General features: G+C 39.9%; 24 protein-coding genes. 11 read left to right on the top strand and 13 right to left on the bottom strand.

Annotated features, from left to right (window positions below):
• Nucleotides 1-278: 278 nt before the first annotated feature.
• The gene (locus GSQ19_RS04920; RefSeq protein WP_011321679.1) at nt 279-1,082 is read left to right on the top strand and encodes a prohibitin family protein; all 804 of its coding nucleotides are present in this window, start codon (nt 279-281) and stop codon (nt 1,080-1,082) included.
• A gap of 34 nt (nt 1,083-1,116) precedes the next feature.
• Here GSQ19_RS04920 and GSQ19_RS04915 read toward each other — a convergent pair whose 3' ends face one another.
• Nucleotides 1,117-1,545 (bottom strand): DUF7980 family protein, encoded by a 429-nt coding sequence (locus tag GSQ19_RS04915; protein ID WP_011321678.1) that lies wholly within the window; start codon nt 1,543-1,545, stop codon nt 1,117-1,119.
• 147 nt (nt 1,546-1,692) lie between these two features.
• Nucleotides 1,693-2,460, bottom strand: coding sequence for a phosphatase PAP2 family protein (locus tag GSQ19_RS04910; protein ID WP_011321677.1), 768 nt, complete (start codon nt 2,458-2,460; stop codon nt 1,693-1,695).
• 431 nt (nt 2,461-2,891) lie between these two features.
• Between GSQ19_RS04910 and GSQ19_RS04905 the strand changes: the two genes are divergently transcribed.
• On the top strand, nt 2,892-3,683 hold the full coding sequence (locus GSQ19_RS04905; protein ID WP_011321676.1) for a sulfite exporter TauE/SafE family protein: 792 nt from the start codon (nt 2,892-2,894) through the stop codon (nt 3,681-3,683).
• A gap of 53 nt (nt 3,684-3,736) precedes the next feature.
• Nucleotides 3,737-4,423, top strand: coding sequence for a cadmium resistance transporter (locus GSQ19_RS04900; protein ID WP_011321675.1), 687 nt, complete (start codon nt 3,737-3,739; stop codon nt 4,421-4,423).
• Here the strand turns inward: GSQ19_RS04900 and GSQ19_RS04895 are convergent.
• Complete coding sequence (locus GSQ19_RS04895) at nt 4,420-5,355, bottom strand: LysR family transcriptional regulator (RefSeq protein ID WP_011321674.1); 936 nt, start codon at nt 5,353-5,355, stop codon at nt 4,420-4,422. The genes GSQ19_RS04900 and GSQ19_RS04895 overlap by 4 nt on opposite strands.
• 369 nt (nt 5,356-5,724) lie before the next feature.
• Here GSQ19_RS04895 and GSQ19_RS04890 point away from each other — a divergent pair, with 369 nt between their 5' ends.
• The 4 genes from GSQ19_RS04890 (at nt 5,725) to GSQ19_RS04875 (ending at nt 9,187) form a co-directional block, all read left to right on the top strand.
• Nucleotides 5,725-6,477 carry a cadmium resistance transporter gene (locus GSQ19_RS04890; RefSeq protein ID WP_011321673.1) on the top strand — a complete coding sequence of 251 codons (753 nt, stop codon included), beginning with the start codon at nt 5,725-5,727 and terminating at the stop codon, nt 6,475-6,477.
• Between the two features lie 107 nt (nt 6,478-6,584).
• Nucleotides 6,585-7,208 (top strand): hypothetical protein, encoded by a 624-nt coding sequence (locus tag GSQ19_RS04885; RefSeq protein ID WP_011321672.1) that lies wholly within the window; start codon nt 6,585-6,587, stop codon nt 7,206-7,208.
• Between the two features lie 449 nt (nt 7,209-7,657).
• Nucleotides 7,658-8,458 (top strand): RMD1 family protein, encoded by an 801-nt coding sequence (locus tag GSQ19_RS04880; RefSeq protein ID WP_011321671.1) that lies wholly within the window; start codon nt 7,658-7,660, stop codon nt 8,456-8,458.
• 303 nt (nt 8,459-8,761) lie between these two features.
• Nucleotides 8,762-9,187: a YidH family protein gene (locus GSQ19_RS04875; RefSeq protein ID WP_011321670.1), complete on the top strand. Its 426-nt coding sequence runs from the start codon at nt 8,762-8,764 to the stop codon at nt 9,185-9,187.
• Between the two features lie 95 nt (nt 9,188-9,282).
• Here GSQ19_RS04875 and cysK read toward each other — a convergent pair whose 3' ends face one another.
• The gene (gene cysK / locus GSQ19_RS04870; RefSeq protein WP_011321669.1) at nt 9,283-10,245 is read right to left on the bottom strand and encodes a cysteine synthase A; all 963 of its coding nucleotides are present in this window, start codon (nt 10,243-10,245) and stop codon (nt 9,283-9,285) included.
• An 18-nt stretch (nt 10,246-10,263) separates the two neighbouring features.
• The gene (locus tag GSQ19_RS04865; RefSeq protein WP_041456525.1) at nt 10,264-10,731 is read right to left on the bottom strand and encodes an RrF2 family transcriptional regulator; all 468 of its coding nucleotides are present in this window, start codon (nt 10,729-10,731) and stop codon (nt 10,264-10,266) included.
• A 257-nt stretch (nt 10,732-10,988) separates the two neighbouring features.
• Here GSQ19_RS04865 and cysE point away from each other — a divergent pair, with 257 nt between their 5' ends.
• Nucleotides 10,989-11,708 carry a serine O-acetyltransferase gene (gene cysE / locus GSQ19_RS04860; protein WP_011321667.1) on the top strand — a complete coding sequence of 240 codons (720 nt, stop codon included), beginning with the start codon at nt 10,989-10,991 and terminating at the stop codon, nt 11,706-11,708.
• Between the two features lie 117 nt (nt 11,709-11,825).
• Here cysE and ssuD read toward each other — a convergent pair whose 3' ends face one another.
• Nucleotides 11,826-12,971, bottom strand: a complete 1,146-nt coding sequence (ssuD, locus tag GSQ19_RS04855; RefSeq protein WP_011321666.1) for an FMNH2-dependent alkanesulfonate monooxygenase — start codon at nt 12,969-12,971, stop codon at nt 11,826-11,828.
• A gap of 295 nt (nt 12,972-13,266) precedes the next feature.
• Between ssuD and GSQ19_RS04850 the strand changes: the two genes are divergently transcribed.
• Nucleotides 13,267-14,517, top strand: a complete 1,251-nt coding sequence (locus tag GSQ19_RS04850; protein WP_011321665.1) for a tetratricopeptide repeat protein — start codon at nt 13,267-13,269, stop codon at nt 14,515-14,517.
• A gap of 38 nt (nt 14,518-14,555) precedes the next feature.
• Here GSQ19_RS04850 and GSQ19_RS04845 read toward each other — a convergent pair whose 3' ends face one another.
• The 3 genes from GSQ19_RS04845 to GSQ19_RS04835 all read right to left on the bottom strand — a co-directional run bounded on the left by GSQ19_RS04845 (nt 14,556) and on the right by GSQ19_RS04835 (nt 17,084).
• On the bottom strand, nt 14,556-15,356 hold the full coding sequence (locus GSQ19_RS04845) for a phosphate/phosphite/phosphonate ABC transporter substrate-binding protein (protein ID WP_011321664.1): 801 nt from the start codon (nt 15,354-15,356) through the stop codon (nt 14,556-14,558).
• Nucleotides 15,353-15,595: a hypothetical protein gene (locus GSQ19_RS04840; RefSeq protein ID WP_041456524.1), complete on the bottom strand. Its 243-nt coding sequence runs from the start codon at nt 15,593-15,595 to the stop codon at nt 15,353-15,355. The genes GSQ19_RS04845 and GSQ19_RS04840 overlap by 4 nt, the downstream gene beginning before the upstream one ends.
• Nucleotides 15,596-15,974: 379 nt before the next feature.
• Nucleotides 15,975-17,084: an aliphatic sulfonate ABC transporter substrate-binding protein gene (locus GSQ19_RS04835; protein ID WP_011321662.1), complete on the bottom strand. Its 1,110-nt coding sequence runs from the start codon at nt 17,082-17,084 to the stop codon at nt 15,975-15,977.
• 835 nt (nt 17,085-17,919) lie between these two features.
• Here GSQ19_RS04835 and GSQ19_RS04830 point away from each other — a divergent pair.
• On the top strand, nt 17,920-18,333 hold the full coding sequence (locus GSQ19_RS04830) for a four-helix bundle copper-binding protein (RefSeq protein ID WP_224311576.1): 414 nt from the start codon (nt 17,920-17,922) through the stop codon (nt 18,331-18,333).
• Nucleotides 18,334-18,498: 165 nt separating this feature from the next.
• Here GSQ19_RS04830 and GSQ19_RS04825 read toward each other — a convergent pair whose 3' ends face one another.
• Both GSQ19_RS04825 and GSQ19_RS04820 read right to left on the bottom strand, forming a co-directional pair.
• Entirely contained in the window at nt 18,499-19,164 is a 666-nt protein-coding gene (locus GSQ19_RS04825; RefSeq protein WP_011321661.1) for a glutathione S-transferase family protein, read from the bottom strand.
• A gap of 113 nt (nt 19,165-19,277) precedes the next feature.
• Entirely contained in the window at nt 19,278-20,315 is a 1,038-nt protein-coding gene (locus GSQ19_RS04820) for an NADP(H)-dependent aldo-keto reductase (RefSeq protein WP_011321660.1), read from the bottom strand.
• A 268-nt stretch (nt 20,316-20,583) separates the two neighbouring features.
• Here GSQ19_RS04820 and GSQ19_RS04815 point away from each other — a divergent pair, with 268 nt between their 5' ends.
• Nucleotides 20,584-21,576 (top strand): isopenicillin N synthase family dioxygenase, encoded by a 993-nt coding sequence (locus tag GSQ19_RS04815; RefSeq protein WP_011321659.1) that lies wholly within the window; start codon nt 20,584-20,586, stop codon nt 21,574-21,576.
• A gap of 36 nt (nt 21,577-21,612) precedes the next feature.
• Here the strand turns inward: GSQ19_RS04815 and GSQ19_RS04810 are convergent, their stop codons facing one another.
• Together GSQ19_RS04810 and GSQ19_RS04805 are read right to left on the bottom strand one after the other, a co-directional pair.
• Nucleotides 21,613-21,954, bottom strand: a complete 342-nt coding sequence (locus GSQ19_RS04810; RefSeq protein ID WP_011321658.1) for a 4Fe-4S binding protein — start codon at nt 21,952-21,954, stop codon at nt 21,613-21,615.
• A 12-nt stretch (nt 21,955-21,966) separates the two neighbouring features.
• Complete coding sequence (locus GSQ19_RS04805; RefSeq protein WP_011321657.1) at nt 21,967-23,658, bottom strand: FAD-dependent oxidoreductase; 1,692 nt, start codon at nt 23,656-23,658, stop codon at nt 21,967-21,969.
• Nucleotide 23,659: the final 1 nt, after the last annotated feature.

Genomic DNA, 23,659 nt, shown 5'->3' with positions numbered 1-23,659 from the left:
ATTACTCTGATAATTAAGCAAATATTGTCGTGCTTCACGACAAGAAAGTTTAACTATATTATTTGTGGTCAACTTGTATTGAAATCAGCTTTAAAATAGTGATACTGTTTACATAGTTCAAAAATTAAAAGTTCCAAAATAATACTCATATTTTTCTATTGCTTTATAATCGTCTATGAATTTTTAGATTTTGAATAATCTACTTCATTTAATACACCATACAAATGTGGATTCTATTTTTATAAAATTTTACAGTTTTATAATTATTGTGGGTAAATATGAAACAAATTAAATTTAAAAATAATGCTGGTAAAATAACTGCATTTTTGTTTTTAATTTCAATTTTGCTGACACCTTTTGTAGTTGTAAATGCTGGAGAACGCGGTGTATTAATGCAATTTGGCAAAGTACAAGAAACAGTTATAGATGAAGGAATACATATCATCATTCCTATTGTCCATACAGTCAAGAAGATCAGTGTCAGAATCCAAAAACAAGAAATATCTACTGAAGCTTCTTCTAAAGACTTACAAAATGTTTTTATAGATGTAGCGTTAAACTGGCATATTCTTCCTGAAGAAACCAATATAATGTTTCAAGAAATTGGTGAGGAAAAAGATATAATTGAGAAAATTATCAATCCGGCAATAGAAGAAATCATCAAAGCAGTTATCGCTGGCTACAAAGCAGAAGAAATAGTGACTAGGCGAGGAGAACTAAAATCTAGCTTTGATCAAACATTAACATCGAGATTGCGTGACTACCATATTGCAGTTGATGATATTTCACTAGTTAATGTGAGATTTTCAGATAAGTTTATTGAAGCAGTTGAAGCCAAACAAATTGCAGAGCAAGATGCTAGAAGAGCAGATTTTATAGCTATGAAAGCGGTAAAACAAGCAGAAGCTAAAGTAAATTTGGCTAAGGGAGAAGCAGAAATAAATAGATTGTTAAGTGATAGTTTAACTAATGATATTTTGGTAAGGCAAGCTGTGGAAAAATGGGATGGTAAATTACCTATAATTATAAATAATGATGCACCTCAGGTTTTAAATTTGCGTGAAATTTTAAAACTAAAGTAGTTAAGTAACCCAGAGGAAGTAACTGGGTTTTTCACTAACTACCAGCAAAAAAACTAGGAGTATCGAGAACTTTAAAGTGGATTAATATCATAATCAAGAATGTATAGGCAGTTGAAGAAACTAAGCCTGTTAAGATTTCTTTTCTGACGTTACGTTCTTGAGTTTGTTTTTGCAACACATCAATCGTACCTGCCTGCATTAACAAAATGCCAATGATGTTAGACAACCAGTAACCGATAATCACGCCAGGCATCAGTAATTTAGGTGCAAACAGACTACAAATATAGCCGAAAAAATAAGCAATTGGTAAATTAAATACCAAATCATTCCACCAGCATAATGGCGATAATAAGTATCCAATTACTAAGAAAAACCCACCTCTGAGCCTCTGTAATAATGTTTTAGGCACATTTTCTGAGATGTGTGATAACAACTCTTGATGACTGTTTGGGATATCATTCATTTTTTGTACAGTAATTCTATCGTTTAACCGTACTTTAAAGCAAAAGGTCGAAAAAGTCTAGAGCTAAACAGAAGTCGGAATTTAAGAAACAGGTGAATTATACATAGGGTTTTTGTATTAAAATACTCCATGATTCTATGGAAAGTTTTACTCATTATGGAGCAATTCCCGTTCTTCAGGAAGTAACTTTGCTTCAATCATGGGTTTTTCAGTTGTAATATTGGCTGCCTGTGATAATGGTCGAATGATAAAACTTACGCCAATTGCCCAAGCGATCGCCACCATCCAACCTGCGATAATGTCACTGGGAAAATGTACTCCTAAATATAGCCTTGTCCAACCAATGGCTAAGATATACACACTACCTAAAATCACTGTTAACCAACGCCAAGTGCTACCCCAAGTTAAAACTACCAATATGGCAATCAACGTCATACTCGTCATAGCATGACCACTGGGAAATGAATAATCAAACTCTGGTGCGACTGATTCCCATAGATGAGGCCGGACTCTGTGCCAAAATATTTTAGCTGTGCGGTTGATAGTAGCACTACCCGCAGCAGTAATCAGTAAATACGAGAGAGAGCGCCAGCGCCGTTGCAATAGTAATATCAGGCCAATAACAGTTAAAGTAGGGGCTATAGTCCAAAAAGAACCGAATTTTGTGAGTATGGCGGCAAATATATCCAAATTTGGCAGTTTTACAGCGTGAAGCGTCACCAAAATCGGTAAATCCCAAGGAAAACCACCCTCGTTATACCGCACCTCTAACGCTAGCAGTCCAAAAATTTGTAATGGTATATATACTCCCAAAAACAGTACCAACAAAGAGCGCCAGTGTATGGTTAACAATCTTTGCACAAATCCAATAGGCGATCGCAACTTTTCATCTCGGACTTTTTCTAAAAATGGCATATCAAATACTCTATCACGATAAAAATAGTGTAGTTTTTATCAATACTATTATAGTTTATCCACTGAAGTAAAAGTATTTGTGATGATTTGTTTTCCAGAAAATCCTATTCCTATATAAGTATTAATTCATACTGGAGTTTTGCTCTGGTCTACAAAAAGATAGACTTTTATTACTTTTAACACTAAAATACGGTAAATCGGTAAACTTTAAGTACTTAATGAGATTCTCCCACTATTTATTCAAAAACTTGTGGTCACACGAAACATTCTGCACAACAGCGTTACACCACTTTGGATTTTAGATTGAGAATCACTGTCTGGGTTCTGGGAGTCCACCTGTCCCATTCGTTTTTCAAATTGGTATTACAAGCAGTCTTTTAGTTTCGGCTCAACAAAGCCGCATTCACAAAACCCTAGTTAAGGACAGGAGTATGGATTTTTTCTTATTGCCTCTTTTCAGCTTTCTAGTTGGTATAGTTGTTGGTTTAACGGGAATTGGTGGTGCTTCTCTCATTACCCCAATGTTGATTTTCGCTTTTCAAGTACCACCTGCCGTAGCAGTAAGTTCTGATGTGGTGGCGGCGACGTTAATGAAAGTCATTGGTAGCGTAAAACATTGGCAGCAACAAACCGTCGATAGAGAAGTGGTGAAATGGTTGGCATTGGGGAGTGTTCCTGGTTCTTTGCTGGGAGTAGGAATACTGCACCTGATAAAACTGAAAGCCGAACATAGCTTAAATGACATTATGCTGCATTTGTTGGGTGTGACGATTTTATCAGTCACTATTTTGGCATTAATGCAAATGCTGCTATTGACCTTCTTTCCACAGTTACAACTACCTGAACTACCCAAATTTGACTTAACTACTCAGCTAGGACGCTTACAGACGGTAATTGTAGGAGCGTTTTTAGGCTGTGTTGTAGGTCTGACAAGTGTTGCTTCTGGTTCATTGTTTGCCTTGGTACTGATTGCATTTTTCCGGTTGGATGCGCGGAAATTAGTCGGTACAGATATTTCCCAAGCCGCAATTCTGTTAATTTTCACGGCTGTTGGACATCTCACCTTGGGAACAGTTGATTGGAATCTCGTATTACCAATATGGCTTGGCTCAGTACCAGGAGTATTAATAGGAGCTAAAGTCTGTCAAATTGCGCCACAGAAACCACTACGATTTATGGTTTACTTTATATTAATGTTGGTGAGTTTAAAGTTGGTTTATTAGGTGGAATTTGTGGAGAGTAATTAAGCCGATTTAATAAATTAGGATACACTCTTATGAGTGATTTGATTACTACATTTTTAGTAGCAATATCAGCTTTTGTGGCTACTAATATTGACGATGTCATAATTTTATTAATACTTTTTTCTCAGGTAAATTCTATTTTTAGATGTCGGCATATTGTCGCTGGTCAATATTTAGGCTTTATAGTGTTAATTATTGCTAGTCTCCCTGGGTTATTTGGGGGATTAATCATACCACCCAACTGGATTGGACTCCTGGGATTAATACCGATGGCAATGGGTATCAGTAGTTTGGTGAATGGAGAAGAAAATGAAACTCTAGAGATGGTAAACTTTACAACAGAATATCAAGATACAAACACAAACAACTTGTTTAATTCACAGACTTACAAAGTTGCCGCCATCACCATCGCTAATGGCAGCGATAACATTAGCGTCTATATACCATTATTTGCTAGTAGTAATGTAGTGAATTTTATAATTATTATCGGAGTATTTTTTATATTAATAGCAATTTGGTGTTATGCGGCTTATAAATTCACTTATCAAACTAAGATAGCTAATATATTAAGTCAGTACAGTAACTATATTTTGCCTTTTGCTTTAATAATATTGGGTGGAATAATTATTTTAAAAACAGAATCTTTAACTTTGGTAAAGTTGGTAGCTAGTTGTATTTGTTTAGCGATTTTAGTAAAAAAGCAACCAACGTCGAACTAGGCCACTTGTACATTATCCTGCATGAGCATATCTTCAAAAGCCATCATGACTCGTGTATGGAACCGTTGACGGTGTTTTAGTTTCCAAATTGGCTGGATAATTTCTAATTCCGTCTTGGATTGTTTCTGTGGGTTGATAATTTGCACAGCGCGTAATGTCCCTAGTTGTAATTCTTTCTTGACCATTGATTCTGGAAGTGCAGATGCGCCAACACCACTTTCTACAACTGCTTTTACCATTTCACTAGTGTTGAGATTAAGTACAACATTTAAGCGACTAGGCTCAATTCCCCAACTTTGTAAGGCTTGCTCAAACATCTGCTGTGCGCCAGAACCAGATTCACGCATCACCCAACTTGTACGGAATAATTCATCTAGATAAATCTCATTATACTGAAACCAAGGGTGAGATTTACCCACAACAATGTGTAGGCGATCGCTTCCTACTTCGTCTTGCTCTAAAGATTGTCGTAATGATGCTTTAATCTCCCCTGTCACTAAACCCAAATCATACATACCTACAGCAGTTCCATCACAAATCTCCTCAGCATTTCCCAACTGACAATTGATAAAAATGCCAGGATATAACTGCTTGAACTGGCTAATTTTTTCGGGTAACCAATAGTTACCCACGGTGAGACTTGCACCTATCTTTAATTCTCCCCGTTGCAGATTATTTAATTCCTTCAAACCGCGCTCTGTTAACTGTACATGGTCAATAATCTTTTGCGCCTCACCTTGTAATAATTTACCAGCATCTGTGATTTCAATATGACGACCAATGCGATGAAATAATCTGACACCATATTCTGTCTCTAAGCTTTGAATAGCAGCACTAACTGCTGGTTGAGTAATATAAAGTGCTTCAGCTGCACGGGTAAAGTGCAGCATTTCCGCCACAGCTAAAAAAATGCGTAACTGTTCTAGCGTCACGTCGCTCTGCTCCGAATTCAAAATTCAAAATTAACTATCTCCGCAATTGTGATAAATCGCGTAGCAGTTATTTTGAAGATATTAAAGGAATTATACGGTAAATTTAGCGACTAACTGTAGATTGTTGTAATGATCTTTACTTCCACTGTTGCAGTCATATCTGCACATCCATAAATTCAGTCTATGGATTTAACAAAAAAGACTGTTTGCTCTTATTGATAGGTAACCATAGAGTGAAACTATACCTCTAGTCAAAGTGCTAACTACACTGATGATTTTCTGAACTTACCAATTTTCCACACTCACAACCTCCATTTCACCCATACAGATGCTTGACGGTCACTACCATTAAGGAGACACAACGCACCCATGAGCGAACTACTGACTGCTATTTCTACAGGATTCACGGCTTTTGTGGCTACTAATCTCGACGATATTGTCGTCCTGTCACTGTTTTTCTCACAAATAAATGCTTGTTTTCGCCGTCGCCATATATTTATCGGTCAGTATTTGGGTTTTAGTGCCTTAGTAGTTGCCAGTTTGCCTAGCTTCTTTGGCAGATTCATCATCCCAGGGTCTTGGATTGGTCTACTGGGTATTGCGCCGATAATTATTGGCATCAATCGCTTACTAAATCAAGAGACTAGCGACACAGAGGATTTAAATACTCTTGAATCTTCGCCGTCTTGGTGGAACAATTTTCTTTCACCCCAAACCTATGGTGTAGCAGCAGTCACAATTGCGAATGGTAGTGACAACATTAGTATCTATATGCCCATGTTTGCTACGAATACATGGGATAACTTACTGGTAATTTTGCTAGTTTTCTTTGTGATGGTAGGTGTGTGGTGTTATCTAGCCTATCACTTAACTCAGATCAAGGCGATCGCTTCTGCAATTACCCACTATGGTAATTCTTTAGTTCCCTTTCTTTTAATAGGATTAGGTGTTTCCATTTTTATAGAAAGCCAAACGATAGAAACTCCCATTTTACTTTTCATAATCTGTGTAAGCATTGGGTCTTACCTGTTAATTTTAAGCAAGAATATTTGGCGAGTAAATTATAGATTCTCCTTGGAAGCACCTGAAGCAGAAGTTATACCTGGAATTAAACAAAAATGAGCTTTTATCTTAGTAACTTGCATCATTAGATAGATGTAAAAATTCTCAATTAATACCTTCAATTAGGTAGTTAGCATCCGAAACCACTAATTTTTCAGGAGAAAACCATGAAAATTTTCAAGAATACTCTACTCAAAACCGCGCTAGTTTGCTTATTACTCTTGGTCAACTTGATGGTTGCTTCACCATCTTGGGCAGGAAAGAAATTAGCTAATGACCCAGACTATATAGAAATCACCAAATCACTAGACTCTGCTTTACAGGATAGACAAACCCAAGGGGGAACACCAGAAATTGAGCAAAGAATTTCTAACTTGCAATACCAAAAATACATTATAGAAAATAGTGAAGAACCTGTGGGAATTTGTCGCAATGAAACAGATAAAACACTATTGATATACGGTGAAAAACCGAAAAAATCTACCTCGACCTACGACAATGAATTATATCTGCTTCCTAGTGGTGCAGAAACTGATGATGAGTGGGACTGTCAAGGTGTTTATCTTCCTGGAAAAGCTGCTACAGCAGAACAAGCAGCCACTCCCGCTCAAGTTGTTAAGATTGTTCATGGAACTAGGTTAGTTGCTACAAACAACCCCCAAACTAGTGAAATTGAATTCAATCTTCCACCTGCAAAGGTTTTCCAATCTGGCGAAGTTAACTGGTTTATTCCCGAAAATTCTCAAGCCGCACTAGATGCAGGAGTTACCACAGCGAAAATCGAAGATTAAGTGACTGGTAGGAATTGAATAGGTCTGTTCAGCTAAAACATTGCACAGAAATAAAGAGTCGGAATTCTTCCGGCTCTTTTGTTGTCAATTTATGACGGACTTCAAAGATTTTGGCAATTTGGCATAACTTATCTATATTTTCCAGTTTAAATGAGATATCAAGAGAGCGGAACAGCCGCAACAAATCGCCAGTTGTTGACCCTATGCTGTAAAGTCACGCAGCAACCAATTTACAGTACTCGGTCATCGCTCCACTACAACTGGCTAGTAATCTACTAGAAAATCTATAGCCATAGAGGGAATTCTCCATAAAAAAGTCCCAAAATTTATTCTAGGATGGATATCCTACTTGTCTGTGATGAGTAGCAGGCATCTTAATCGCATCACAAGATGGGATAATTTATTTCCTGGTATTCCCTTGATGGACAAAAATATAGTGTCAGGCGACAATGCAAAAACTCCTTTTTCACGGCAAAGATAGCTTTAAAGCGCAAGCCCTATTCCTTGGTAAGAAAATTAACCTACAAAGATTGGAGAATTATGATTGCTTGGCGACTATGCCATTAATAGTTACCGTAGGTGAACAAGGTTGTGCTGTGCTTCTGAGTTATGGTGCAGTTGTTTTGTTCAACCTTGAGCCTATGGAAAAGGTAGCATTTTTGAGCAAACTATCCTCTCTAGTTAGTGATTCTTTTACTGAACCGGAAACAGAAGAGGTAGATGTTCGCCGCAATATTGCGGAAAGTGAAAGAGTTAAAGAAGGGAAAATTTTCCTGCATGAATTTAGCGTAGAACGTTTACAGATAGTGGCTGATATTCTTGCTAAGAGTGTTGTTCTATCTCACTATGAAACGAGTCTAGCAACTGTATTTGATCAAATTGAACCGTTCGCGGCTAGTCTCCAGGGTGACAATAGGAGTCAACGCAAAAGTCGGGAATTATTGCGTCAACTTGGAGCTACCCTGTTAGTTCAACATAAAATTGTGGGTCGAGTAGAAATTATCGATAAGCCGGAATTGCTATGGGAATCACCACAACTAGAAAACTTATATCTGCGTTTGGAAGATGAATATGAAATCCGTGAGCGTCATAATGCTTTGGAACGAAAACTAGAGCTAATTTCTCAAACTGCACAAACTGTGCTGGAGTTCATGCAGCATAGCAGTAGCCAGCGAGTAGAATGGTATGTGGTGATTTTGATTGTGGTGGAAATTCTCCTGTCGCTGTACGACATAATTTTTAAACGCTAATGCTAGTAAAAAGTTGGCTTTACTGAATCACAATATGAATCGCGCGCATCATATCTTTGCGGGTGTTTTCTCTCTGCATCGCAATACAATCATACTTGATGAGTTATTAATTTTCCTCCTCATATTCAGTAATGCCCAATTTTTGATAGAAACCATTTATTAAAATCTCTAAGTTAATCAATTAATTTGATTACTATTTTTGTTAGAGAAATCTTTATTGATTTCCTAAAAAATGTCAGCTTAATTTTGTAAAATAGATGAAATATTAAAATTACTTGAGAAGCAAATAAATAAATATATCTCATGACAATAGAAGCCGAAAAATTGCCAAGTAAAAATTCAGTAAAAAAGAAATATAGATCCGATAGAATCCGAGATCATTTAGCTAATGAACGTACCTATCTAGCATGGATGCGGAGTGGTATTGCACTCATGGGTTTTGGTGTGTTGATTGTGCGATTGCGGATTCTTCAACCTCCATTAGCATCACAGCCTCCTGGTAATGGTTGGAAGTTGGGATTGGCATTTGCCTTAGTCGGAGTATTGACCGTGTTACTTTCAACACAGCATTATTTCGCTGTTCGCAAAGATATTGACGAGGATACTTATCAACCACCAGACCGTTGGATACTTCTGGCGAGTCTGGCTGTGATTCTCCTGGGAGGGGGTGTACTGTACTATGTGTTTACCGTTCCTCTAGATTATCTGAATACTTATATTCTGGAGTAATGGAGTGTAAAGAAATTAGTAAACTAGGATGGAAGATGCTGGATCTCCACTCTCCACTTCCGGCCTAAGTTACTATTTTTGCTGACAACTCAGTATTAATTGAGTGCAGATATTTCCAACTCTGATAAATCCTTGAACAACGTGGTACTCAAATAGCGTTCGCCAAAACTAGGTTGAACCATAACAATCAACTTACCGCTATTTTCTGGACGCTTTGCCACCTGAATAGCTGCATACAACGCTGCACCTGTAGAGATACCTGATAATAAACCTTCTTCTCTTGCTAATCTGCGACTATAGGCGATCGCATCCTCATCCGAAACGGCAATTATCTGATCAATCAATTCCAGACGACAAATTGCCGGGATAAATCCTGCACCGATACCTTGAATTTTATGCGCTCCTGATTTTCCTCCGGAAAGCACTTGGCTATTGCTTGGTTCTACAGCAATAGCTTGAAAACTGGGTTTACGTTCTTTAAGTACCTGAGCGACTCCAGTTAATGTTCCGCCAGTCCCGACTCCACCCACCACAATATCTACCTGTCCATCGGTATCTGACCAAATTTCTTCAGCAGTAGTTTGACGATGTACTTTGGGATTCGCTGGGTTACGGAACTGTTGCAACATATAGGCATTAGGCAATTCTGTTACAATCTGCTCGGCTCTGGCGATCGCTCCCCGCATCCCTTCCAGACCTGGAGTTAATTCCAACTGTGCGCCATAAGCTCGCAACATCGACCGTCTTTCTGTACTCATCGTCTCCGGCATGGTCAGAATCAAATGATAGCCTTTAGCAGCAGCCACCATTGCCAAAGCAATACCCGTATTTCCTGAAGTTGGTTCTACTAATATTGTCTTACCTGGATGAATTAGACCTGCCTCTTCTGCACTTTCCACCATACTTACGCCAATTCTGTCTTTCACCGACGCAGATGGGTTCATGCTTTCTAACTTCACCACTATATCGGCTACAGATCCCTCTGCTTGAGGAATATTATTTAACCGCACCAATGGCGTGCGTCCAACTAGCTCTGTAATATTTCTGGCAATTTTCATAACAGTATTCTTATATCGCTAAATGTAATACATCTGACCTTTCTGTAAACGTGCTTCTCGTTGGTCACACAAGTCTTGGATAGTATATTGGCTCAAAATATTTTGTGCAGCTACATCCGCTTGTTGCCAAATCTCGCACACCAAGCTTTTTTCTAAATTTTCTTCAGAAGGGGATTCTTTTTCTTTTTGCTCTCCATCCAACATAATTACGACCTCTAACAAGGTCAATTGCCGAGGTTCACGGGTCAAAACAAAGCCACCTCTAGAACCGCGTTGACTCTGCACCACGCCAGCCCGCCGCAAACTAGAAAGAATCTGCTCTAGATAGCGCTCTGGAATCGGATGCTTAGCAGAGATGTCACTCATGGTTGTGGGTGTTTTTTGAACATATTGGTTAGCTAGTTCTAAAAGTGCCAATAGTGCATATTCCACTTTGGCAGACAGATCCAATAGGGTATAGTTTTGTTTTTTTAAGCTCTGCGTCATCATACCACTGTTAATTGATAGACTTATTGTACTTTAAACGAGAAAATTGCTAAAAACAATGTTCTATGAGATACAGTTCTGCGAAGATTCATTAAATTACTATAAGTCTATCAGCTTACCGTTATTTGTCCATAAAGCTTTTTATTTAAGCCTGAATCAGTGTATGAAAACCTAATTTCCTTAGTTATCACTTATTCATTTATGTAATAAATATCACCACAATCTCAAACTAACTCATCATTTCTCAGGGCAAAAATATGCTTTTAACTGACTTACGCACAATTTATGAACGCGATCCCGCAGCCCGTAATTGGCTAGAAATTTTATTTTGTTATCCTGGCCTTCAAGCCTTGATGTTTCATCGCCTTACCCATTGGTTGTATAAGATTGGAATTCCCTTATTTCCACGATTGATTTCGAGTATCAGTCGATTTTTGACAGGAATTGAAATTCACCCTGGTGCAAAGATTGGTAAAGGCGTATTTATTGACCACGGTATGGGTGTAGTTATTGGTGAAACCGCCATTGTTGGTGATTATGCACTGATTTATCAAGGTGTTACCCTTGGCGGCACAGGAAAGGAAAGCGGTAAGCGTCATCCTACATTGGGTGAGAATGTAGTTGTAGGAGCGGGTGCAAAAGTATTAGGTAATATTCACATTGGTAACAACGTTCGTATTGGTGCAGGTTCAGTAGTTTTGCGCGATGTTCCCAGCAATACGACAGTCGTAGGCGTTCCAGGGCGTTTGATTCGGGTTGATCAAGCTCATGTTTTAGCCCATGGAAAAGTCCGTGATATGGAAGCAGAGGCTATCCGCGCCCTCTTTGAACGTGTGAAGGATTTAGAACAGCAGGTAGAACAGTTAGGAGGTAATTTTCATGTATCCATCAACCAGGTGGACAATCAACACCTCCAAGAGACTAAAGCTGAGAGTAATTTAGTCATTGAAGAGTTTTTGGATGGTGCAGGAATTTAAATGCTGTCTTTGAGGGTTTTTAAACGCACAGAGAAGTTAGAGTAGCGTCTCGCAAGGAAAGAGATTCTAAACTTCTCCTCACGAAGACGCTACGCTTACGGTGGTGGCGCGGAGTTTTTAATCTACAGTGGCGATTTGCTGTTTAGGGAAGTCTTGGTTGGCTACAACTTCGCCAAAGGGACTCAATAGTTGTGGTGCTACTGTTGGTTGATGCTGTAGGGGTAACCGTGGAAAGAGTAACTCTGCTACTCGATAGGCTTCTTCTAGATGGGGATAACCGGAGAAGATAAAGGTATCGATACCTAATTTTTGATATTCCAGCATTCTTTGAGCTACTGTATCGGGGTCACCAACTAAGGCAGTCCCCGCACCGCCGCGCACTAAACCAATTCCCGCCCATAAATTCGGGCTAATTTCTAAAGCTTCTCGACTGCCGTTGTGTAATTCTTTCATCCGGCGTTGTCCTTCGGAATCCATGCGAGAGTATGCTTGTTGGGCTTGGGCGATCGCCGAATCATCTACGTAGCGAATTAAATTGTTGGCTGCATCCCAAGCCTGGCTTTCAGTCTCCCGGACAATGACATGGAGACGAATCCCAAAACTTAATGTTCTTCCTTGTGCTGCTGCTAGTCGGCGTACAGAGGCAATCTTTTGGGCAACTTGTTCTGGTGGTTCGCCCCAAGTTAAATATACATCTACGTGTTTGGCAGCGATTTCTTGAGCAATGGGGGAAGAACCGCCAAACCACAGAGGTGGATGAGGTTTCTGGACTGGGGGAAATAACAGCTTGCCGTCTTGAATATTGAGATAATCGCCCTGGAAGTTAGCGGTTTCTCCGGCAGCAATCTCCCGCCACACTGCCAAAAATTCATCTGTTAGTCTGTAGCGATCGTCATGGGTAAGATGCAATCCATCCCCTGCCAATTCCACTGGATCACCACCTGTAACGACGTTAATTAGCAAACGTCCTCCAGAAATGCGATCAAAAGTTGCTGCCATTCTGGCTGCAACTCCCGGTGACATCAACCCCGGACGTATCGCCACCAAAAATTTCATCTGTTTGGTGTGTGTTACCAAGGTTGATGCCAAAATCCAAGCATCTTCACAAGAACGGCCTGTAGGTAATAATGCACCTGTAAAACCTAAGTGATCTACAGCTTGAGCAATCTGCCGCCAGTAATCAAAGTTGACTACGCGCCCGCCTATGGCAGTACCTAGATAGCGTCCTTCACCGTGAGTGGGAATAAACCAATGTAGCTGCATGATTTCTATGTCAGAGCAAGATTTACTGTTGCTTTAATACGGTAAATCTATCGAGCTACCGTATTAATAAAATACTATCAGACTATCGCACAGCCCATGAGGTAAATCAAGACTTTGATAGAATTAAGTCCGGTTATCCTATCAACTTTAAGTAGTTTAATGCTTGCGGTTTTGTAGTGAGTGTGGCATACTCTTGGTCATAAGAACGCTAATCCGACCGATTTACTGTATTTTATAAAAACTTAGTTAGAGATGTTATCAGCACCTCTACAAATTTTGGTGCAAGGAATTAATTATGCTTAAAGATGCACAAGGGCTAGTAGTAACCACAGATTCAGCCAAAGCGATCGCAGCCATTAACCGTTTTACCCAGCAGATGTTGGGTTATGGTAGTGATGCAGAGACAGCAATTTTACAAGCAATTGCAGCAGATCCCACTTGTGCATTAGCTCATGCTTATGCTGCTGCTTATTATCTCACCCAAGAAAACCGTAAATCTTGGCAGCAAGCTCAACCATATCTGCGAACAGCACAACAGCATTTCGCCAAAGCTACTGCCAGAGAACAATTATATATACAAGCAATTTCCGCCTGGGCAAATCAAGAGATTGAGGTAGCAATTGCTATTCATGAAGAAATCACCGATAAATCCCCCTGTGATTTGATTTCTGTGCAGCAGGGACAATATCACTATTTTTATTTGGGTGACAAAGAAAAATTATGGCAAATTGCCCAAAAGGTTTTACCTAGCAATCCGGAAAATCATTATTTATATGGCATGGCGGCCTTTGGTTTAGAACAGTGTCACCAACTTGAAGCAGCAGAAAACATGGCTTATCAAGCGATCGCCATAAATAGGTATGATCCTTGGGCGCATCATGCGATCGCTCATGTTATGGAAACACAGAAAAGAGTTGATGAGGGAATAGCTTGGATGGAGAGTTTTGCAGATACCTGGGAGAACTGCAACTCTATGCTCTACACTCATAACTGGTGGCACATTGCCCTATATTATTTGCAGTTAGAAAACTATCGAGAAGTTCTTAACCTGTATGATACGCACATTTGGAGACGTGCTAATAAACAATCCCCCAAAGACCAAGTAGGAGCAATTTCCTTATTATTGCGGCTGGAATTACACGGTGTAGATGTGGGCAACCGTTGGCAAGGTATCAGTCCTTATCTTTACAGTCGCATTGATGAACACGCTTTACCATTTCAAGACTTGCATTATGTCTATGCACTCGCCAAAGCGGGACACCATGATTGGGTAAAGCAAATGCTTTTGAGTATGCAGTATCACGCCTTGAGTATTAATCCTTTCCAACGACGGCGTTGGTTAGAAATAACCCTACCCGCCGCCAGGGGTATGGTAGCTCATGCCCAAGGAGATTTTCATACAACCGTTGCAGAACTCCAGCCTGTTTTGTCGCGTCTGCATGAAATTGGCGGGAGTCATGCACAGCGAGTATTATTTGGGCAAGTTTATCAAGATGCTGTGTCGTCGTCTCAACAGCAGAGTTGGGTTTATGGTATTACCGCCTGATGTGAAATCTTTTTGCCTCTGCGTGAGCTTTTACATTTTCAAAGTGTAACGTGGAGGCGATCGCTATAAATCTGATTTAATATCTGATAATCTTTTAACTCCACGGCTGCAAAACGCCTAACTCCAAACCGTTCCATCACTCTTTGCAAATCTGCATCTGGTTGGAGTAGTGCTAACCGCATTTGCTCAATCAAAGATATACCTAGACGCTGTGCTACTACTAAAGGCGGCATCGGAGCAGGCCCCAGTACTTCCACTACACGCAAATGCCGTAATAATTCGGGAAAATCCTTGAATTCTTGTTCTAATACCACACTATCAATCGCTGCACAGTCTGCCAATCCCTCAACTACCCAGCGAATTGAACGCTGATGTGAGCCTGATTGTAGAGTGTTGCTAAAGAAGTTTTCTGGATATCTTTGCTGAATTAAATGATGACAGAGTAAATTGTAACCACTATTAGAACCAAGGTCGTTATAGCAAAATGTTTTTCCTGACAAATCTGCAAACTTTGCAATCTTACTTTGAGCATTGACGATGACATCTGCAAAGTAAACAGGATGGTTACCATAGCGCGATGATTCCATCACAGGGGCAACCAATGTCTGCAATTGAGTTGTAACTGTTTGACTATAGCGAATTAGTGGTAATCCACAAATAAAAGCTAGGTCTAGTTGGTCTTGTAATAATAAGGGGTCTTCTAGAGGATCACATTCACCTGGCTGTAGTTGGATTTCCATCTGTACAACCCGACCTAAATAAGTGGCGATCGCTTGATAGAACTGCCACCAATTAGGAGCTAGATAAGATACTAAACACAACCTTTTATCTATAGTCATTTTTGTTCGGCAACAGTTCCAGGCTGAAGTCCTTGAGTCAGCTTTTTCCCAAACCAATAAATAGATAAAAATCCTAAACTAGCTAATACTAAAAAAATCATACCAAAAACAGTAGTATACGCTTTCGTATGCCACCATAACCGACCATACAAAGTTATAACTGTTTGAGATATCTTACTTGAAAAAGAAAGATTTACTCTTGTATCGTCCTGAATACTGATATGCTGGGCTAATGCCATTTCGATTTTTCCCTTCAACCAAATGAGTAAACAACAGTAACTTGATGTGCTTACTGTAGATTGTATGGCATATTGTCTAATTTCGTCAAATGCTTGACAATAATACAATGTTCCTAAATTAGCAAGTTGCACAATCCATCGTGAAAGCTGTTGACCGTTGATAGTTAACAGGCCTGATTAGTAGTTATGCAATTAAGGCGCGCATTAGCTTAACGTAAGTGTAGACTAGACATAATAAAAAACTCTACCCAAAAGCGAATAGAGTTTTTGTTAGTAATTAGTGGCAAAACAGCTAACGACCGCCCAGAAAGCAGATATTAAACTAGATTTAAAACCACTGACACACGCAGCGCTATTAACTATGAAACCTTCCCCAATACTATTTTTTTGCCAGCACTTCCTGGGGAGTAATTTCCGCATATTGTTCTGGAGTTAAAAAGCCATCTCTGACATTCACCTTTCTTGGTATCAGCCCTAAACGGTACCATTTGTCAGCAACTTCCTGCTGTTTGTTAATAATTTGTTCAGTAATTGGTATGAGTGTGAAATCATACTTACTGTGCATAATTTCTAATGTAGGCGGGTCAAGTTGAGTAGTTTGAGCAAGTAAGTTAGCCAGTTCTTTGGGGTTATTTTTTGCCCAATTTTGGGCTTTTTGCAGTTCTTCCAGAAATATTTTGATTAACTCTGGATTTTCTTGATAAAACTTACGGGTTGTAGAGACATAGTTGTTAGTATCCCGTAAACCATTACCACCATCTGTTAAAACTCTGCCAACCTTCTGTTGTACATTTCTAGTCACAAATGGTTCCCAAATAAACCAAGCATCCACTTTACCTTGGCTAAATGCCACATTTGCGTCCGGAGGTGGTAGATAAACTGGCTGTATATCACTCAGTTTTAAACCTTCTCTTTCTACAGCTCTGACTATAAGATAGTGACCGATAGATGCTTTTTGAGAAGCAATTTTCTTGCCTTTTAAGTCTTTAACACTTTTAACATTAGAGTTAGCAGGAACTAATAGCGACACTGCTTTACCATCAGAAGAATTAGCAGCTAAATAAACTAGAGGTGTCCCTGCTGCTTGGGAAAAGATAGGAGGTGATTCAGCAGTTGAAGCAATATCCAGTGCGCCTGTATTCAAAGCTTCTAATTGCTGAGGGCCAGCAGCAAATTCAGGCCATTCTACTTTGTAACCTAAAGGTTTTAGTCGCTCTTCTAGAATACGTTTTTGTTCTAGAACCGCTAAAGCTGTCAATTGTTTGGAACGGACAATCCTCACCACTTTATTAGTAGCATTTGTATTTGCTACATTAGATGCGGAAGAAGATGCTTGTTGCTGGTTATTATTTTGTGAAGGACTGCAACTAAATAGTGTGGTAGACAATACTAGGCTACAGCCAAAGGCAAATAAGGCGTGACGACGAGTAGTGCGTTTACTTGTCCACGCTTGAGATATATTTGCAAAATCTTTTATTAATTGACTCATTTTTTAGAACCAAATATTTCAAAATGTAAAATTAAGTAAATAAGGTGGATAAACCACCTTACGCAACCGATGAGAGGATTACTATGGCTAAAACTTTGGGATTATGAGTGTTACAAACAAGCAAGATTTATCAATCAACGCTACTTTTATTTAATTCTTGTTGAGTCTACTTAACCTTAAAACCTTACTCTGTAAGCACTTTTACAAAATAACTATTTTAGTAGTAACAAGATTTCCTAGAACTAACTCCTGTTAGTCGGTAGAAGTTAAGTAGTTTAATGATAATATAGCAGTGTTGCATGGTTAACAATAAAAGGCAAGTCTATTATGTAAAGAAATTTAGATATGAAGTTATTTTCAGCTTTCGCCTCAAAGTCATGAAACTATGACATTAAGGAGCTATAGGAAAATGTACTTATAGCTTTTTTTCAAATAATCATTTACCTCAATGATTTATATAGCTATAATCTTTACTATATAAGGGTTTCAGGCTGAAACAGCTAGTAAATGAAAAAGATATTGTTTGTCAACTTTTTTTGATTTAGGAAGATGACAAATCAAATCAACGGATGGGAAATTTTGCATATTAAGGGATACCTGAACTTCAACAAAGTAGTGCGTTGTAACTAACAGAATAGTCCAAGTCCTTAATTAATGAGGATTGTAGCCAATGGTAAGCTCATGAAATATTGGCAAGCCGAGTAATTTACGTCAAGTACATAGATATAGCGGCCTTCAAATTACTAGAAATTTAGAAACTATTGCTTTCCCAAAAATAAAGGGTTACCTTGCTAATTAAGTCAGCCACATTACCTACTGCAAAAGCAAGGAGACTATTTCTATGATGACAACTGAATCTATACTTGCTGATATGGAAGCTTGTAAACAAAACTGCATAGAATGTCAAACGACTTGCATTGATACTATTAAGTATTGCAAGAATCAGAATGGTAGATACATGGATATGAGTATGATGTCCATGATGCGGGACTGTGCAGAAATGTGCATGATGTGCGTCAACATGATTAATGACGGTTCTGAGTTTATGGGAAACACCTGTAGCTTGTGCGCCCAAATTTGCGATCGCACTGCTATCGCTTGCGAACAGATGAGCGGTGATGCCACAATGATGTTCTGTGCTGCTATTTGCCGCAAGTGTGCAGAATCTTGCCATAAAATGGGACTAAATTCCGCTTCCTATTTCCGCAGATCAAGCTTGGTAACAGAAGATGCTCTGCTGTCTAGCTAATCTCCCCCCAGGATTGAGTTACCCAATTTATAGCAGACTAGTTATCCTAATTAAAGCAATATCCCGCCTGACTATTTTTAGTTGTTCGCCACCCAGAATATTTGAGTGGCGAACACTTAGGGAAAGCGAAAATGTCTTTAACCTTTGACTTTCTTCCAGGGTTGACTATGCAGCGACAGGAGTAGCAAATCTAGCATATCGCTCAATGTAGAACTCCTTACTATTAGCGATCGCCACAACTGAATCACGTTGTTTTACAGCTTTTTTCCAGCGACGTAGACGAGTAAATTCCTCTGGTAGCGCCAAACCTCGATAATGCTTCAGTGCAGGCCAACGCTCAAACCAGGGATAAAAGGTGAAATCAACCAGACTAATTGATTCACCAAACCAGTAGGGGCCGTCTCCTGATAACTTCCCTAGACCTTCATTTTCGATAAACTCTAAATGTTTATACAGTTCTTGTTTAGCTGCTTCTTGCTGTTGAATATCAGGACTACGCAACAAAGCAGAAAAAGCCGGAACGAATCTAGTATTAGCAAAATCAATCCAGATACGAGCCTGGGCTTTAGCAATAGGACTACTAGGTAAAAGAGGCGGCTGAGGAAATACCTCATTCAGATATTCGTTAATTACTGCTGATTCCCAAACTCGGTGATTACCATGTGCTAGCGCTGGTACTTTTCCATAAGGAGAAATATCTGTAAATCCCTCTGGCTTGTTCTGCAAATTGATCTCTATCAAATCAAAGTCAATGCCTTTTTCTTGAAGTACCAAACGCGAACGGTGAGCATAAGGGCAAACTACCGCACTGTATATCTTAATTTCAGCCATGTTGATATTCCTGTATGAATAGGAAAGATTGGTTTATTAGCATCGCCATAATTTTCTACACCTTTGCTTTATTCAGAGATACCCAACTTCTTCGAGAAGTTGGGTATCTTGTTTTATGGTGCTGGATTTGGATATTGAGTGTGAACTGCATCCAATTGCGCCAAGATGTCTTTATCAAGAACTACATTGATGCTTTCTATATTCTCTTTGAGTTGTTCTAGTGTAGTCGCACCAATAATCGTACTAGCAACAAACCAACGACTCCGCACGAATGCGATCGCTAGTTGTGCAGGACTCAGTTGATGGCGTTTGGCAATATCTACATAAGCTGCTACTGCTTTGCTAACATTTGGTTTTAAATATCTCTGACCAAAGTTTTCAAATAAAGTAACTCTTGCTTTCTCTGGTTTACCGTTAAGATACTTACCAGTTAAATAGCCGAATCCCAAAGGACTATAAGCTAGTAAAGGAATATTTTCGTAATAAACTGTTTCTGCAAGTGCGCCATCAAAATTTCGATTGAGCAAGTTATAAGCATTCTGAATGGAGACAACTTTAGGTAATCCCAATTGTTTAGCCGCATGACTAAATTGTGCTACACCCCAAGGAGTTTCATTACTTAAGCCAATATAGCGAATCTTTCCGGCATTGATGACATCAGCAAAAACTTCCAGCTGTTCAGTGATGGGAATTGTTTCCCCTACCTGAGTGGGATCGAAAACTGTTTGTCCAAAACGGGGTACATAACGATCAGGCCAATGAATTTGATATAAATCAATATAATCTGTCTGCAATCTTTGCAGACTATCATCCACTGCTTGTTTGATATTATTACGGTCAATGGCTTTTGCTCCATCACGTACCCATTTAAAGCCACGACCAGGCCCCGCGATTTTAGTAGCAATTATTAGTTGCTCTCGCTGTTGATTTTTTAACCATTCTCCAATATAAGTCTCAGTTAATCCGTATGTTTCAGCGCTGGTCGGTACTGGATACATCTCAGCCGCATCGATGAAATTAACTCCTTGAGCAATTGCATAATCTAGCTGTTGATGGGCTTCTTCTATAGTATTTTGCTGCCCATAGGTCATTGTGCCAAGGCAAATATCAGAAACTTGTAGATCGCTATTGCCTAATTGGTTATATTGCATATTTTGGGATGATTTATTTATTGAATTGACAACTTTTATTGTTCAGTTTGTGTTACTCAATAATTTTTCTTTTGTGAATCAATGAGAATTATATAATCAATACTACGGTAAATCAATCAAATTACCAGTATTTACAAGAAAATTCACAAGATAATGTGGACAAACGCCTACTTTGATCCTCTAAAAAGATTAGCGATCGCCATATTCAAAATTCTGGTATCAATATAATTCTAGTTATTCGTGTACGCACACTAAGGAGAAACAAAATATGACAGTCTTACAACTTCCTATCATTGATATTAGTGGGTTAACTTGCCAAAGGAATAACTCTTCTGATGTCGTTGCACAGCAGATCAAACAAGCGTGCCAAGATTACGGTTTTTTTTATATTGTTGGACATGGAGTAGATGAACAACTACAAACGCAGTTAGAACATCTCAGTCAAGAGTTCTTCGCCCAGGATCAAGAAACTAAACTGAAAATTTCTATGGCTCTTGGTGGTAGAGCGTGGCGAGGATATTTCCCTGTGGGTAACGAGTTAACATCAGGTAGACCAGACTTAAAAGAAGGTATTTATTTTGGTTCCGAACTAAAAGACAATCACCCACTGGTGAAAGCTGGTACACCAATGCACGGTCGCAATCTCTTTCCATCTAATATTCCCCAATTTAGGGAAACTGTACTTGAATATATAGACTCAATGACCAAACTCGGACACATCCTCATGGCTGGTATAGCTTTGAGTCTAGATTTAGACAAGTCTTACTTTGCAGAACGTTATACGAAAGATCCATTGATATTATTTCGCATTTTTAATTACCCTCCTAATTTAGGATCTCAATCTGAATGGGGCGTTGGCGAACATACAGATTACGGAGTATTAACTATTCTCAAGCAAGATAACATCGGCGGATTGCAAGTCAAATCCAAGTCTGGTTGGATAGATGCTCCTCCTATTCCTGGCTCCTTTGTATGTAACATTGGGGATATGCTCGATCGCATGACAAGAGGACTATATCGCTCCACACCCCACCGCGTTCGCAACCTATCAACAAGTAATCGCCTTTCGTTCCCGTTCTTCTTTGATCCTAACTTTAACGTTGAAGTCAAACCCATTGATCTGAAGGATGTAGTAGTAAAAGATGATCAAAGCGATCGCTGGGATAAAGCTAGTGTTCACGAATTTCGTGGGACTTATGGCGATTATCTCTTGAAAAAAGTATCTAAAGTCTTTCCAGAACTACGTCAAAAAGTGCTTTAGAGTGATGAGTTAAAATCTAGTCCCTAGATACCCAAATTAACTTTGATAAGGACGGGGTAATTGGCGCAGTTTATGAGCTGTATCCAATTCACTATTGCTTTTTCTACCATATCCCCAGCCTAAGAGGCGACGATATTCACCCATGATGCCACTTTCAATTAAATCATCCTCATTGATTTCCATATCTGTATGAGATTGGGGTGCAACATAGAGCGCATCCGCAGGACAATATGCCTCACACATAAAACAAGTTTGACAGTCTTCCTTGCGGGCGATTATGGGTGGTTGGTCAGGTACAGAGTCAAAGACATTAGTAGGACAAACTTGGACGCACAAATTGCAATTGATACAGAGTTTATGGCTGACAAGCTCAATCATGACCTGCTCCTGCTATAACTTTGATACAGATGATGTGGTGGGAGTAGTGATTACTGGTTGTTTAGTAGGAGCATCCGTAATCCAATCACGCCTCACCCAAAGCTTATCTAAACCGCCTGTAGCTTGGTAATAACGCTGATTTGGATCGGTTTCGGGATAATCTATGCGAATATGTTCGCTGCGTGTTTCCTCGCGGTTTAACGCGCTAAAATATGCCCATCGTGCTACAGCCGTCAGAGCTGCTGCTCGACGAGAAAATTCTACATCACGGACTGTATCTTGTTTGGGGTTTCCTTTTACTTGCTGCCACAGCGTTTCTAATTTAGCAAGGGAATCTAAAAGTCCTTGCTCAGACCGCAAGTAATTCTTCTCCAACGGAAACATCTGGGCTTGTACACCATGCACAATCGCCTCGTTATCGAATGTTGCGGAAGTAGGAGAAGATGAGCGCAATCCCACTTGACCAGCCGGACGCGCCACCCGTTCATGAGGATGAGCGCCCAAACTCTTGGCAAAAGCAGCTGCCCCTGCTCCTGCCCATTGCCCTGTCGAGATTGCCCAGGCAGCATTGGGGCCGCCACCCCCAGAAGCTAAACCGGCTAAAAACTCCCGCGATGCTGCATCACCCGCCGCATATAAGCCAGGAACCTTTGTAGCACAAGTATCATCCACAATCCTGATTCCACCTGTCCCACGGACTGTCCCTTCCAGAACCAGTGTCACAGGCACTCGTTCTGTATAGGGGTCAATACCAGCTTTTTTATAAGGTAGAAAAGCGATGAAATGAGATTTTTCAATCACTGCCTTAACTTCAGGCGTAGCTCGATCTAAACGAGCATAAACGGAGCCTTTGAGCAGGGCATTAGGTAGGAAAGAAGGATCACGACGACCATTGGCATAACCACCGAGATCATTACCTGCTTCATCGCTATAACTAGCCCAACCAAAGGGAACACCTCTAGTTACCGTCGCATTAAAAGCCGTCGAGATGGCATAGTGATTAGAAGCTTCCATACTAGAGAGTTCACCACCAGCTTCTACTGCCATCAGCAGTCCATCACCTGTATTAGTATTGCAACCTAACGCCTTGCTCAAGAATGCACAACCGCCATTAGCCAAGACTACTGCACCAGCACGAACGGTATAACTACGATGATGTTGTCTCTGTACACCTTTTGCACCTGCCACCGAGCCGTCATCAGCTAATAAAAGCTCTAAGGCAGGACTTTGATCAAGAATCTGCACACCAACACGCAAGAGGTTTTTGCGAAGCACCCGCATATATTCAGGGCCATAATAACTCTGACGCACAGATTCCCCATCTTCTTTAGGGAAACGATAGCCCCAACTTTCCACCAGAGGCAAACTCAGCCAAGTTTTTTCGATAACCCGTTCAATCCAACGTAAGTTAGCGAGGTTTTTCCCGATGCGATAACGCTCGGCTCCAACTTTCTCCCAATTCTCTGGAGAAGGAGCCATGATGCCGTTACCACTGGCCGCCGCCGCACCACTCGTACCCAGAAAACCTTTATCAACAATGATGACTTTGGCTCCTTGGGATGCGGCTGACCAGGCTGCCCATGCTGCGGCAGGGCCTCCGCCAATTACCAATACATCAGCGCTCAGTTGTAGTTCATCTTCCCTATAGGCTGTTAGCAATTTCCTTCCCTCCTGATAAATTTGAGCTTTGCTAAATTCGAGCATG

Origin of the sequence: Trichormus variabilis 0441 (assembly GCF_009856605.1) — a bacterium.
GTDB lineage: Bacteria > Cyanobacteriota > Cyanobacteriia > Cyanobacteriales > Nostocaceae > Trichormus > Trichormus variabilis.
Note: the sequence above shows the minus strand (reverse complement) of the source record. Positions and strands in the feature narration are given on the sequence as shown.